Origin of the sequence: Verrucosispora sp. ts21, from assembly GCF_002879555.1 — a bacterium.
Taxonomy (GTDB): Bacteria; Actinomycetota; Actinomycetes; order Mycobacteriales; family Micromonosporaceae; genus Micromonospora; species Micromonospora gifhornensis.
Window position 1 is genome coordinate 1 of record NZ_PNOZ01000030.1, and the last position, 13,446, is coordinate 13,446.

Annotated in this window: 12 protein-coding genes and 1 riboswitch; of the genes, 4 read left to right on the forward strand and 8 right to left on the reverse strand. The window is 71.5% G+C overall.

Annotated elements, in window-relative coordinates:
- Positions 1–499 precede the first annotated feature (499 nt).
- Positions 500–2,497: an acyl-CoA dehydrogenase family protein gene (locus tag C1A38_RS14950; RefSeq protein WP_102658439.1), complete on the forward strand. Its 1,998-nt coding sequence runs from the start codon at positions 500–502 to the stop codon at positions 2,495–2,497.
- A gap of 100 nt (positions 2,498–2,597) precedes the next feature.
- Positions 2,598–3,251, forward strand: a complete 654-nt coding sequence (locus tag C1A38_RS14955) for a hypothetical protein (protein WP_102658440.1) — start codon at positions 2,598–2,600, stop codon at positions 3,249–3,251.
- Between the two features lie 108 nt (positions 3,252–3,359).
- Here the strand turns inward: C1A38_RS14955 and ribH are convergent, their stop codons facing one another.
- The 6 genes from ribH to rpe form a co-directional block, all read right to left on the reverse strand.
- Positions 3,360–3,860, reverse strand: coding sequence for a 6,7-dimethyl-8-ribityllumazine synthase (gene ribH, locus C1A38_RS14960; protein ID WP_102658441.1), 501 nt, complete (start codon positions 3,858–3,860; stop codon positions 3,360–3,362).
- A gap of 5 nt (positions 3,861–3,865) precedes the next feature.
- The gene (locus C1A38_RS14965) at positions 3,866–5,146 is read right to left on the reverse strand and encodes a bifunctional 3,4-dihydroxy-2-butanone-4-phosphate synthase/GTP cyclohydrolase II (protein WP_102658442.1); all 1,281 of its coding nucleotides are present in this window, start codon (positions 5,144–5,146) and stop codon (positions 3,866–3,868) included.
- 109 nt (positions 5,147–5,255) lie between these two features.
- Complete coding sequence (locus tag C1A38_RS14970) at positions 5,256–5,885, reverse strand: riboflavin synthase (RefSeq protein WP_102658443.1); 630 nt, start codon at positions 5,883–5,885, stop codon at positions 5,256–5,258.
- A 2-nt stretch (positions 5,886–5,887) separates the two neighbouring features.
- Positions 5,888–6,949: a bifunctional diaminohydroxyphosphoribosylaminopyrimidine deaminase/5-amino-6-(5-phosphoribosylamino)uracil reductase RibD gene (ribD, locus tag C1A38_RS14975; protein WP_102658444.1), complete on the reverse strand. Its 1,062-nt coding sequence runs from the start codon at positions 6,947–6,949 to the stop codon at positions 5,888–5,890.
- A gap of 146 nt (positions 6,950–7,095) precedes the next feature.
- A riboswitch (FMN riboswitch) is annotated at positions 7,096–7,268 on the reverse strand.
- A gap of 58 nt (positions 7,269–7,326) precedes the next feature.
- Positions 7,327–8,307 carry a GGDEF domain-containing response regulator gene (locus tag C1A38_RS14980; protein WP_013732795.1) on the reverse strand — a complete coding sequence of 327 codons (981 nt, stop codon included), beginning with the start codon at positions 8,305–8,307 and terminating at the stop codon, positions 7,327–7,329.
- Between the two features lies 1 nt (position 8,308).
- The gene (rpe, locus tag C1A38_RS14985; RefSeq protein ID WP_102658445.1) at positions 8,309–8,989 is read right to left on the reverse strand and encodes a ribulose-phosphate 3-epimerase; all 681 of its coding nucleotides are present in this window, start codon (positions 8,987–8,989) and stop codon (positions 8,309–8,311) included.
- Positions 8,990–9,238: 249 nt separating this feature from the next.
- Between rpe and C1A38_RS14990 the strand changes: the two genes are divergently transcribed.
- Positions 9,239–10,126, forward strand: a complete 888-nt coding sequence (locus C1A38_RS14990) for a septum formation family protein (RefSeq protein WP_102658446.1) — start codon at positions 9,239–9,241, stop codon at positions 10,124–10,126.
- Between the two features lie 73 nt (positions 10,127–10,199).
- Entirely contained in the window at positions 10,200–11,084 is an 885-nt protein-coding gene (locus C1A38_RS14995; RefSeq protein WP_102658447.1) for a septum formation family protein, read from the forward strand.
- Between the two features lie 21 nt (positions 11,085–11,105).
- Here C1A38_RS14995 and C1A38_RS15000 read toward each other — a convergent pair whose 3' ends face one another.
- Together C1A38_RS15000 and fmt are read right to left on the reverse strand one after the other, a co-directional pair.
- Positions 11,106–12,458 (reverse strand): RsmB/NOP family class I SAM-dependent RNA methyltransferase, encoded by a 1,353-nt coding sequence (locus C1A38_RS15000; protein WP_102658448.1) that lies wholly within the window; start codon positions 12,456–12,458, stop codon positions 11,106–11,108.
- 59 nt (positions 12,459–12,517) lie between these two features.
- Entirely contained in the window at positions 12,518–13,444 is a 927-nt protein-coding gene (gene fmt / locus C1A38_RS15005) for a methionyl-tRNA formyltransferase (protein WP_102658484.1), read from the reverse strand.
- Positions 13,445–13,446: the final 2 nt, after the last annotated feature.

Below are 13,446 nucleotides of genomic sequence, written 5' to 3' on the forward strand. Positions count from 1 at the left end.
CGACTCACCCCGGCCAACAACTGACCACCTCAACAACCAAGATCAGCCGTTAACTTGACACTCCCCATCACAACGCCCCCCGTCGATCAAGAAAATTGATCGACACGCTAAACACCCCACCGACGCCCACACAAGAGCATGATCGACAACCGTCCGTTAAGGACGGTCACAGGCCGCACTTATCAGGCGGGCCATCGGATCACACCTGCCGCCGAGTATCGCCACAAAGCGCGCATCAAGGGCCTACCTCTTCGCCCGCTCAGCCAACACCTTCACGCAACGCGATCTTCAGAAAATTCTCAGCAAGAAGGGGGTTACGGTCGGAGGCAGCCTCCGACCTACTACAAGTCATCTGCAATCAGGAGGACTGGGCAGAACGCCCATAGTCGGACAACTTACCGCCACCGATAATCTCATGATCGAGGCCACAAGGTGGTGGGTGGGTAAGCTCGATTGGGTACAAAACGCACCCATGACGATGTCGCCAGAGGTAGCAGCCATGTCCAGTCAGCCGTCCGTACCCGTCGACGTCGACGTCGCCCGCCTGCGTGAGGTGCTGGACGGGCCGTGGGTCGAGGTCCGCGAGGCCCACCGCTCAGAACTCGACGACAGCTTCCTGCCGGTGTACGGCGAAAGCGGCGACCAGGCACGGGAGCGGATCACCGGGCTGCTGTCCCGGCTGCCGGTCACGATGGGCATGCCCGCCGCCTTCCCCGCCGAGTACGGCGGCCGGTCCGACATCGGCGCCTCGATCGTGGCCACCGAGATGCTGGCCCAGGTCGACCTGTCCCTGATGGTCAAGGCGGGCGTGCAGTGGGGCCTGTTCGGCGGCGCCGTGCTGTCGCTGGGCACCCGGCGGCACCACGACGCCTACCTGCGCGACATCGTCGCCGGGGACATCCTCGGCTGTTTCGCGATGACCGAGACCGGGCACGGCTCGGACGTGCAGCAGCTGCGCACCACCTGCACGTACGACCCGGCCACGCAGGCCTTCGACCTGCACACCCCGCATCAGGCGGCCCGCAAGGACTACATCGGCAACGCGGCCCGCGACGGCCGGATGGCTGTCGTCTTCGCCCAGCTGATCACCAACGGGCAGCGGCACGGCGTACACGCCTGGCTGGTCCCGATCCGCGACGCGCAGGGCAATCCGATGCCCGGGGTGACCATCGGCGATGCGGGCCCCAAGGCCGGTCTGCTCGGTGTGGACAACGGGCGGCTCAGCTTCGACCACGTCACCGTGCCCCGGGACATGCTGCTGGACCGGTACGGCCAGGTGGCCGCCGACGGCACCTACTCCAGCCCGATCGCCGACGACTCCCGACGCTTCTTCACCATGCTCGGCACCCTGGTTCGGGGCCGGGCGAGCGTGGGTGGCGCCGCGGCGGCGGCCACCAAGGTGGCGCTGACCGTCGCGGTGCGCTACGGCGACCTCCGCCGCCAGTTCAGCAGCCCCGACGCCGAGCGCGAGGTGCTGCTCAACGACTACCTGGCCCACCAGCGCAAGCTGCTGCCGGCGCTGGCCACCACGTACGCCCTGCACTTCGCCCAGGCCGAGCTGGTCGCCGCGATCGACGAGGTGCAGGGCGGCGACGGCCCGGTCGACGAGCGTCGGCAGCGGGAGCTGGAGTCGCGGGCCGCCGGTCTGAAGGCCGCGCAGACCTGGCACGCCACCCGCACCATCCAGATGTGCCGCGAGGCGTGCGGCGGGGCCGGCTACCTGGCCGAGAACCGGCTGCCCGGCCTGAAGGCCGACACCGACGTCTTCACCACCTTCGAGGGCGACAACACGGTGCTGTTGCAGCTGGTGGCCAAGGGTCTGCTCACCGGCTACCGGGACGAGTTCGGTTCGCTGGACGGCTGGGGTCGAGCCTCGTTCGTCGCCGAACAGGTCCGCGAGATGGTGTTGGAGCGTACCGCCGCACGGGCGCTCATCGAACGGCTCGTCAGCGCCGTGCCCGGCCGCGACGAGGAGGTGGCGGTCACCGACCGCGGCTGGCAGCTCAAGGCGTTCGAGGACCGTGAACGACACCTGCTCGACGGTGCGGTCCGGCGGCTGCGCAACGGCGCCAGCACCAAGAAGGACCGGCCGTTCGACATCTTCAACGACGTGCAGGACCACGTTCTGGCCGTCGCCGCCGCGCACGTCGACCGGGTCACCCTGGAGGCGTTCGTCGCCGGCATCGAGGCCACCTCGGATCCGGCGGTCAAGGCGCTGCTGTCCCGGGTCTGCGACCTGTACGCGCTCAGCGTCATCGAGACCCACAAGGGGTGGTTCCTGGAGCACGGCCGACTCACCCCGGCCCGCGCCAAGGTGATCACCGCTGTGGTGAACAACCTGCTCAAGGAGCTACGCCCGCAGATGGGCACGCTTGTGGACGGGTTCGGCATCCCGCAGACGTGGTTGCACTGCGCCATCCTGCGTGAGGAGGCCGACCGGCAGGAGGCCATGGCCGCCCACGACGCCGCCGGTGACCCGCAGACCGTCGCGGCGTAGTCGGGCCTACTTCCCGACTGTTCAGTAACGGACCGTGGCGACCACAACCGCGAAACGGCACCGGATCCTGGGGCCACACCCTCGTCGACGGGAGCCCCTGGTGATCTGGATCATCGAGAGCAAGAGCAAGCTGAGCCGAGTGTTCGCGGCCGACCTCAAGCGCCTGAGGGCCAATACGGCGGTCGCGGCACACGTCTCCCGGTCCGTGCTCAACAGCACGATCGCCGAGGTGCAGACCCCACTCGCGCCTGCGCTCGCGCCGGACGAGCCGGTGCTGGTCCTCGCCCACTCCGGCTACGACATCGACGACCGGCACGGCAGGGAGGCACCCTGGATCGGCGGGCGCTGGCTGGACGAGTTCGTCCAGGACGTCACGCTGAAGTTCACCCCCGCCGGTCTCAGTGGCCGAACCCTCTGGTTCCTGGTCTGCCACACCGGGCACGACATCACCGCGCTGGCCGACCACCTGGTCGCCGCGGGGGTGGACAACGTGACGATCTACATGCCGACGGACTTCATGTACATCAGCAACACCGGGATCCCGCACGTGCTGCTGAGCGGGGCCGACCTCGCCACCGTCAACAAGGACGTCGCCAGGTGCGACAGCGACTACCTGAGCATCCAGGGCTCGCAGCCCACCGGCAGCTACTGGGCCGGCTGCTCGATCAGCGGGCAGGTGGTCACCAAGCTGTCCGCGACGACGGTCGAGGACGCCGTCCGGGAACAGTTCGACCCGGACGGGGACGAGGCCTGAGGCCAACATGGCCGGGGACCCGAACGCGGTCCCCGGCCGCCTGCGGACGGTCGGGGACAGCAGCGGTCAGGTAGCCGGCCCGGCGGCAGGGTGTCGGCCGGGTGTCGGTCAGACGCCGAAGCCGACGCGCTTGTTGCCGCCGGTGCTGACGCCACGGATGGCCAGGGCGGCGTCCAGCGCGGCGACGGTGGACGCCCAGCCCTTGTCCTCCGCGGAGCCGGGCAGCCCGGCCCGGTCGCGGGCCTGGTCGAGGGTGTCGACGGTGAGCACCCCGTGCGCCACCGGCTTGCCCTCGTCGAGCGCGACCCGGGTCAGCCCGTCGGTGACCGACCGGCAGACATAGTCGAAGTGGGCGGTGGCGCCGCGTACCACCACGCCGAGGGCGACCACCACGTCGCAGCGGCGGGCCAGGGCCTGGGCCACCACCGGCAGTTCCACCGAGCCGGCCACCCGGGCCACCACGGCCTGCGCTCCGCACGCCTGCGCGGCGGCCACCGCCCGGTCGAGCATGTGGTCGGTCAGCTCGCCGTGCCAGCGTGCGGCGACCACGCCCACGGTCATTCCCGACGCGTCGACCGGGGTCGTCCCCGGCTCACCGAAACCCGCCATCTGTCCTACGCTCCGATCTCGTTGCCGGCCACCGGACGACCCATCGGGGCCTCGGCGGTCTCGTCCACATCGAGCAGGTGCCCCATCCGGTCCCGCTTGGTGCGCAGGTAGCGCACGTTCTCCGGGTGGGTGCGCACCGGCAGGCTCTCCCGGCCGGTGACGGTGAGCCCGTAGCCTTCCAACCCGGCCCGCTTGGCGGGGTTGTTGGTGAGCAGCCGCATCGAGCGCACCCCGATGTCGTAGAGGATCTGCGCGCCGGTGCCGTAGTCCCGGGCGTCGGCGGGCAGACCGAGGTCGAGGTTCGCGTCGACCGTGTCGCGGCCCTGGTCCTGCAACTGGTACGCCTGCAGCTTGTGCAGCAGCCCGATGCCGCGCCCCTCGTGACCACGTACGTAGAGCACCACGCCCCGCCCCTCCTTCGCCACCCGGTCCAGGGCGGCGTTGAGCTGGGGACCGCAGTCACAGCGCACCGAGGCGAAGGCGTCTCCGGTCAGGCACTCGGAGTGCACCCGGACCAGCACGTCCCGGCCGTCACCGATCTCCCCCATCACCAGGGCCACATGCTCGGCCGAGTCGGTCTCGCTGCGGTAGCCCAGCGCCCGGAACACCCCGTGCTCGGTGGGCATCCGGGCGTCGGCGACCAGTTCGACCTGCTTCTCGATGCGACGCCGGTAGGCGATCAGGTCGGCGATGGTGATCAGGGACAGCGAATGCTCGGCGCAGAACTTCTCCAGGTCCGGCAGGCGCATCATGCTGCCGTCGTCGTTGACCAGCTCGCAGAGCACCCCGGCGGGTCGCAGACCGGCCAGCCGGGCCAGGTCGACGGCCGCCTCGGTGTGTCCGGCCCGCCGCAGCACCCCGCCCGGGCGGGCCCGCAACGGCACCACGTGCCCGGGCCGGGCCAGGTCGGCGGGCCCGGTCGACGGGTCGGCGAGCAGCCGGATGGTGTGCGCCCGGTCGGCCGCCGAGATGCCGGTACTCACCCCTTCCCGGGCATCCACCGTCACCGTGTACGCCGTCTGCCGGCGGTCCTGGTTGGTGTGATGCATGGGCGGCAGGTCCAGCCGGTCGCACTCGTCCTCGGTCAGCGGTACGCAGATGAAGCCCGAGGTGTGCCGCACGGTGAACGCCAGCAGTTCCGGGGTGGCCAGTTCGGCGGCGAAGATCAGATCGCCCTCGTTCTCCCGGTCGGGGTCGTCGACCACGACGACCGGCCGACCGGCGGCGATGTCGGCGAGGGCCTGTTCGATGTCGGTGAAGGGTCCCGGCTCGCTGTGCTCGGTCATGCGACGGCCTCCGCGTAGGTGGATGGAATCGGGACGGACGCCGCGGTGGTGGCCCGCGTGGTGCGCCACCGGCTGCCCTCGGCGGTGAGCGACCGGCCGAACGCGCCGGTCACGACGCCACCGGGCCGGGCACGGGCGCGACGGCCGGGCGGGCGCCGAGCAGCCGCTCGACGTACTTGGCCAGCACGTCCATCTCCAGGTTGACCGGGTCGCCGACGGCTCGGGTGCCGAGGGTGGTCAGTGCCAGGGTGGTCGGGATCAGGCCGACGCTGAACCAGTCGTCGCCGACCTCGGCCACGGTCAGCGACACCCCGTCGATGGTGATCGAGCCCTTCTCCACCACGTACCGCGACAGCGCCACGGGCAGGCGGAACCGGACGGTCTCCCAGCGCGGTGCGGGTTCCCGCGCGAGCACCTCACCGACGCCGTCGACGTGCCCCTGCACCAGGTGACCGCCGAGGCGGCTGCCCAGCGCGGCGGCACGCTCCAGGTTGACCGGGTCCCCGGCACGCAGCGCGCCCAGCGCCGAGCGGCGCAGCGTCTCGCCCATCACGTCGGCGGTGAACACCCCGCCGTCGACGTCGACGACGGTCAGGCAGACGCCGTTGACCGCGATCGAGTCGCCGTGCCGGGCGTCGGAGGTGACCAGGGGGCCACGGACCGCGACCAGGACGGAGTCCTGCGCCGTCGGGGTCACCCCGACGACCTCACCCAACTCCTCGACGATGCCGGTGAACATGCCTAGCCCTCCCTCTTGCGGGGCAGCGCGGTGATACGTAGATCGGGACCGATCTGCGTAACGTCGGTGATCTCCAAGTCGATGGCCTCGGCGATGGTGGTCACACCGGCGTCGACCAGAGCCGCCGGGCCCGCGCCGAGCAGCCGGGGTGCGAGATAGCCGACGACCCGGTCGACCAGGCCGGCGGCGAGGAACGCCCCGGCCAGCGTCGGCCCGCCCTCCAGCAGCACGGCCCGCACCCCCTTGGTGTGCAGGCCGGCCAGCAGCGCGTGCAGGTCCACCCCGCCGTCCGGGCCGGCGCCCACCTCGGCCGCGGTGGCGATCCAGGTGCGGGCGGCGGCGTCGCGGACCTGGGCGTCGAGCGGGGTACGCCCGGCGGAGTCGACCACCACGCGCAACGGTTGCCGGATGGCCAGGCTGCCGTCACGCAGGTTGCGCACGGTCAGTCGCGGGTCGTCGGCGAGGACCGTGCCCACCCCGACGATCACCGCGTCGACTGTCGCGCGGAGGGCGTGCACGTCCATCCGGGCCGCCTCGGACGTGATCCACATGCTGGTGCCGTCGGCCGCCGCGGAGCGGCCGTCGAGCGTCGCCGCGTACTTCCAGATCACGTACGGCCAGCCCCGGCGCATCGCGGTCAGCCAGGCGACATTGCCGTTCTCCGCTTCGGTGGCGCGTACCCCCAGGTCGACCCGGATGCCGGCGGCCCGCAGCGTCGCCGCACCCCCGGCGGCGACCGGGGTGGGGTCCGGCACCGCGATCACCACGCGCGCCACCTGCGCCTGCACCAGGGCGTTGCTGCACGGGCCGGTGCGACCGGTGTGGTCGCAGGGCTCCAGGGTGACCACCGCGGTGCCGCCCTTCGCCCGGTGCCCGGCCTGGGCCAGCGCGACGATCTCGGCGTGCGGCCCACCGGCGTACGCGTGGAAGCCCTCGCCGACCACCTCGCCGTCGGCGTCGAGCAGCACACAGCCGACCACCGGATTGGGACTGGTCGTGCCGAGCCCGCGCGCCGCGAGTTCGATCGCGCGACGCATCGCCTCGTCCACGGAGACGCTCGCCATCGCCTGACCCCTGCCCTCTCGCTGTCCAGGGCGCGGGCGGGGAGGCGACAGGGCAGGCATGCGGGCGGAATCCGGGAACGGCACAGCCGCCCCGGCAGGGAGGGTGCGCACGCCACGACACGGCGAGCACCGACCCCTTCCGATCCGCGCGCTGTCTCCCATCCGGACTGTCTGGGCGCGGACGAGCCGCACCCAACCGTCGGCCCCGGATTCTCACCAGGTCCACCGGGCGGACGAACCGCTCCCGGGTCGCGGGCTTACCACAGTCGGACCGTGGATCACCGCCGGTTCGGAATTACACCGAGTCCCGCCAGCGCGTGGTGGGTACTGAGGGAAAGTCTTACACGGCGAGTGGGTGGTTTGGCCAGAGCGGCGAGCTACTTCACATGACGCTGATTCGGATCGGAGACGCCGCGCCGACGATCCACCGCCACGTACGAACCGGGCTGGCTCTTGGCCACGCTCTTCATCTCCGAGGCGATGGTCATCGCCTCAAGTGGGCTGGTCAGACGCTTGTCGGCGTCGGAAACGCAGACCCCGATGGACAGCGTCACCAAAGCCGCTTTTCGCATGTTTCCGCGCCGGTCCTTCAGCTCCACGTACCCCCGTTCGCGGTCCGTGGGGTCGTACAGCGCGTCGGCCGCCTTCTCGAAATCTGCGGAAACTCGGGACGTCAACGCCAGAACCTGATCCGGGGTACAGACGAACACGAAGTCGTCACCGCCGACGTGACCGAGGAAGGCCGGCGGCGGCGCCACCGAGACCACCGCCTGGTGCAGGGTCCGGGCCAACGCGGCGATGAAGTCGTCGCCCCGGACGAACCCGTACCGGTCGTTGACGCTCTTGAACCGGTCGATGTCGATGTACCCGACCGCGTAGTCGGTGCCGCTGCGGACCCGGTCGGCGATCTCCCGGCGGATACGGCTGTTGCCCGGCAGCCCGGTCAGCGGGGAGACCTCACGGAACTCCTTGTTGCGGCGCAGCGTCGAGGTGACCCGGGCCAGCAGTTCCAGGGTGTCGAAGGGCTTGACCAGATAGTCGTCAGCGCCCGCGCTGAGCCCGTTGACCTTGTCCTGGGTCATCCCCTTGGCGGTCAACATGATCACCGGCAGGACCGCGGTCATCGGGTCGGCCCGCAGCCGCCGGGTCAGCTCCAGACCGTCGATGCGAGGCATCATCAGGTCCACCACGGCGAGATCGGGACGCTGCCGTTCGATCAGCTCCAACGCCTCCTGACCGTCGCTGGCCAGCATGACGTCGAAACCGTGCAGCCGCAGGTTGAACTCGACGAAACGGGCGATGTCCTCGTCGTCGTCGACGACGAGGATCACGTCCCTGCGGTCACCGGCGGCCTCCACCTCACTGCCCGTCGGCCGCGCGCTCCGCCAACTGCCGCAGCCGGCGTACCGCCTCGGCCGGATCGTCGGCGCCGTAGACCGCGGTGCCCGCGACGAACGCGTCGGCACCGGCCGCCGCGGCCTGCTCGATGGTGTCGGCGGCGATCCCACCGTCGACCTCGATGCGCAGTTCCAGGTGGCCGGCGTCCCGGTGCCGGCGGACAGCGCGGACCTTGTCCAGCAGCTGCGGAATGAACCGTTGACCACCGAACCCGGCCTTGATCGTCATCACCAGCAGCGTGTCGAAGTTCGGCAGCAGGTCCAGGTACGGCTCGATCGGGGTGTCCCGGTCGATCGCCAGTCCCGCCTTGGCCCCGGCCGCACGCAGATCCTTGGCCAGCGCCACCGGATCGTCACACGCCTCGGCGTGGAAGGTGACGTTGTAGGCACCGGCGTCGGCGTAGCCGGGCGCCCACCGCTGCGGATCTTCGATCATCAGGTGGACGTCGAAGGGGATCTCGGTGGCGGCGCGCAGGCTCTGCACGACCGGCAACCCGATGGTCAGGTTCGGCACGAAGTGGTTGTCCATCACATCGACGTGCAACCAGTCCGCGGCGTTCTCGACGGCACGGACCTCTTCGGCGAGGCGGGCGAAATCAGCGGCGAGGATGCTCGGCGCGACGATCAGCGGCGGTACGGTCACGCGGCCAGTGTACGAAGGCGGCCAGCGACCGCCGGCAGCACGGCACCATCTGACGGACACCGCGTGACCCAGAGGTGACCAATGGTGCAGAATGGCACCCGCCGGAGGCGATGGCACGGTGCGCGGGTGGTCCCGACTGGCCAGACGGGGAAATCGCGGCGACACTCCATCCGGGACGGTGACGGTAACGTGCAGGCCGATTGGCACGGGAGCCGACAACCGGGCACCGGCTCCCGGAAAGGGCGGACGATGCGACGGTGGTTCGCAGCGCTGGCGTTGGCGAGCGCGGCTGCGATTGCACTGAGTGGCTGTGTACGGCAGGGCGCGACGGACGGCGACCTCACCGACGACTGGCCCGCGCTGCGCGTGCCGACGATGTTCGTCCCGGCGACCGACGCCTGCCTGCCGCGGGTCACCGCGATCGTGCAGGCGAGCACCTACGAGACGGTCGACTGCGCGCGTAACCATCTGGCCGAGGCGGTGCACGTCGGCGCGTTCACCGGACGGGCGGCCAACGGTCCGCGACCCGAGCCCGGTTCCGCGGCGCTGCGCACCGCGCGGGTCGAGTGCGACCAGCGGGCCCGGCTGGTGCTCGGCGGCGACTGGCACGTCGCCCGGCTGACCCTGAACATCGCCCTGCCGTCGGTGTCGGCCTGGAACGGCGGCGCGCGCTGGTTCCGCTGCGACCTGAGTGAGACCGACAGCATCGACAACACCCGGCCGGTCAACCGCACCGGCAGCCTGCGCGGGGCGCTGATCGGCGACTCGCCGCTGGTGCACCGCTGCTTCGACCCCAAGCTGATCGGCAACAGCCTGAACTACATGGCGCCGGTGCTGTGCACCGAGCCGCACGGCGCCGAGTTCGTCGGGGTGTACACCGAGCGGGACATGACCTGGGACGAGTTCAGCAACTCGGCCGGCCAGGCACACCGCCGTTGCATGTCGCTGATCGCCGAGTACGCGGACGTACCGAACAACTCCGACCTGCCCTACCGCGCCGGCTCGATCTTCTATCCGCCGTCGCAGCGCGAGTGGGAGGAGGGCGACCGGGGCGTGCGCTGTCTGTTGTGGAGCGACGATCGCAAGCTCACCGGCTCGATGCGGGGGGTCGGCCCGCAGGGACTCCCCGTGACGTGATCACCGTGCCGTATGCTGCCGCTGCGCGAGCCGGCGGGCGGGGCGAGCGCGGACGGCGGGAGGGCCGACGGGGATGCGACGATGGCTGACCGGAATCGCGCTGGGCACGGTGGTGACGCTGGCGCTGGCCGGCTGCACGAAGCCGGCCGGGATCGACGGCGACCTCAGCGACGACTGGGCACCGATGGCCGCGCCCGCCGTGTTCACCCCTGAGTCGCCGACGTGTCACGCCCAGCCGGAGGCGATCGGCTATGTCCGCGCGTACGCCCCGGTGGACTGCGATCAGCCGCACCGGGCCGAGACCCTGCACGTCGGTACGCTGCCCTCGGCCGACACACCGACGCCACCGGGATACGACAGCGACCCGATGCGTACCGCCTTCGCCGAGTGCGACCGTGAGGTGCGTACGGCCCTGGGGGCCGACTGGCGGAGCGGCCGGATCGGGATGAGCGTCGTCTTCCCCGCACCGGCGGCATGGACCGGCGGAGCACGCTGGTTCCGCTGCGACGTGACCGAAGACCGTGGCCTGGACGCCCCGATCCCGGTAGAACGCACAGCCAGCCTGTCCGGGGCCCTGGCCGGGCCGTCGCCGCTGCGGCATGGTTGCTTCGACGCCAAGACCAGCGACGACGAGGTCACCGAGATGGTCGCCGTGAAGTGCACGGCGCGGCACCGGGCCGAGTTCGTCGGCGTCTGGAAGGCGCCGAACAGCAGCTATCGGGCTTTCCTGGACAACGCCGAGCGGACCCATCGCAACTGCCGCAGCCTGGTCGCGAAGTTCGCCAAGGTGCCGGACGACGACAACGTCCAGTACCGCGTCGGCACCATCTTCTACCACCCCAGCGAGACCGGGTGGCACAGCGGCAACCGGGGCGTGCAGTGCTTCCTGTGGAGCGGCGAGCGCGTCCTCACCCGTTCGATGAAGGGCGCCGGCAGCCGAGCCCTGCCGATCACCTGAGGCGACCGGCCGGGCTCGGCCTCAGCTGCGGCGCAGCACGGCGAGGAACATCGCGTCGGTGCCGTGCCGATGCGGCCACAGCTGCACCGTCGGCCCGTCCCCCAGCCCCGGCATCCCCGCCGGCAACAACGGCCGGGCGTCGACGAAGTCCACCGAGGCCCCGGACCGGCGGGCCGCCTCGGTGACCGTCACATGGGTCTCCACGGTGTGCGGGGAACAGGTCACGTAGGCCACCACGCCACCCGGACGGACCGCACGGAGCCCGGCGGTGAGCAGCTCGCGCTGCAACCGGGTCAACGCCGGCAGGTCCGAGGGCTGACGCCGCCACCGCGACTCCGGACGGCGGCGCAGCGAACCCAGACCAGTGCACGGGGCATCGACCAGCACCCGGTCGAAGTGCCCCTCAGGCAGCTTCGGCTCGGCGCCGACCAGCCGCCCGTCGGTGTGCAACACGGTCACCGGCAGGCCACGGGTGGCACCCTCGACCAGACGCGCCCGATGCTCGGCCACCTCCACCGCGGTCACTCGCGCGTCGCGCTGCGCGGCGAGCGCGCCGAGCAGCCCCGCCTTGCCGCCCGGCCCGGCGCACAGGTCGAGCCAGCGGCCGTCCGGGCCGTCGATCGGCGCCACCGCCAGAGCGTTGGCGACGAGCTGGGAACCCTCGTCCTGGACGTGGGCACGCCCGTCGGCCACCGCCGGCAGGTCGCCGGGGGCACCGCCACCGAGATAGACGGCGTACGGCGAGAAGGCGCCCGGCGCGCCACCGGCGGCGTCGGCGAGCTCGACCGGGTCGGCGAGACCCGGGCGGGCGCACAGGTGCACCGGTGGGCGTTCGTTGTCCTCGATCAGCAGCCGGGTGGTCTCGCCGAGGTCACCGCCGAGCGCCTCGGAGAACGCCCTGACGATCCACTGTGGATGACTGTGGGCGAGAGCCAGGTGACCGATCGGGTCGGTCTCCATCGACGGGGCGAGGCGCGACACCCACGCGTCCAGGTCACACGCCGCGACCTCGCGCAGCACCGCGTTGGCGAAACCGGTGGCGCCCTGACCGACCATCCGGACCAGGTCGACGGTCGAGGAGACCGCCGCGTGCGGCGGCACCCGGGTGTGCAGCAACTGGTACGCGCCGATGCGCAGCGCGTCGCGGACCGGCGGGTCGATGCGCTGCACGTCCCGACCGGCGGCCGAGGTGAGAATCGCATCGAGGGTGCCGGAATGCCGCAGCGTGCCGTAGGTCAGCTCGGTGGCGAAGGCGGCATCCCGCCCGAACAGCCCCTCCTCACGCAGGATCGACGGCAGCACCAGATTGGCGTACGCGTCGTCCCGGTTGACCGCGGCGACAGCCTGGTACGCGGCGTACCGGGGGCGGTCCACCGTCGGACGCGCAGGGCGCGTGCCCCGACGGTCCGTTCCCCCGCGGGGCGCAGTGTCCCTCACGCCAGTTCCTCCCCGGCACTGACCCGGACGCCGCGCGCCCAGTCGGTCGCCGGCATGGCCCGCTTGCCTGCCGCCCGCACCTCGCCGAGGCGAACCGGGACGGTGGCCGTGCCGACCAGCACCCGCGCCTTCTCCACCTTCAGCTCCCCGGGCTTGAGGGCGTCGGCGTCCGGTGCCGCGACGACCGGTCCCAGCTTCACCCGCTCGCCTCGGAACGTCGTCCACGGCCCGGGCGCCGGGGTGCAGGCACGAATCCGACGGTCGACCGCGAAGGCGGGATCCGACCAGCGGACCCGGGCGTCCTCCACGGTCAGCTTCGGTGCCAGGGTCACCCCGTCGGCGGGCTGCGGCTCGGCGCGGGCGGTGCCGTCGGCCAGCGCGTCCAGCACCGCCACCAGCAGCCCGGCACCGGAGTGCGCCAAGCGCTCCAGCAGATCACCGGAGGTGTCGGCGGGGCGGATCTCGTCGGTGAGCGTGCCGTAGACCGGACCGGTGTCCAGCCCTTCCTCCAACTGGAAGACGCTGGCACCGGTGAGTTCGTCGCCGTGCAGCACCGCGTGCTGCACCGGCGCGGCACCGCGCCAGGCGGGCAGCAGCGAGAAGTGCAGGTTCACCCAGCCCAGTCGGGGAATCTCCAGCGCGGCCGGCGGCACCAGCGCGCCGTAGGCCACCACCGGCACGCAGTCCGGGGCGAGATCGCGCAGCCGCTCCAGGAACTCCGGCTCACGCGGACGGGCCGGGGTGAGCACCTCGACGCCGTGCTCGTCGGCCCAGGCGCCCACGGGGGAACGGACCAGGCCACGACCGCGACCGGCCGGCGCGTCGGGGCGGGTGACCACGGCGATCAGCTCGTGCCGGGACTCGGCCACGGCGGCGAGGGCGGGCACGGCGACGGCCGGGGTTCCGGCGAAGATCACACGCATGC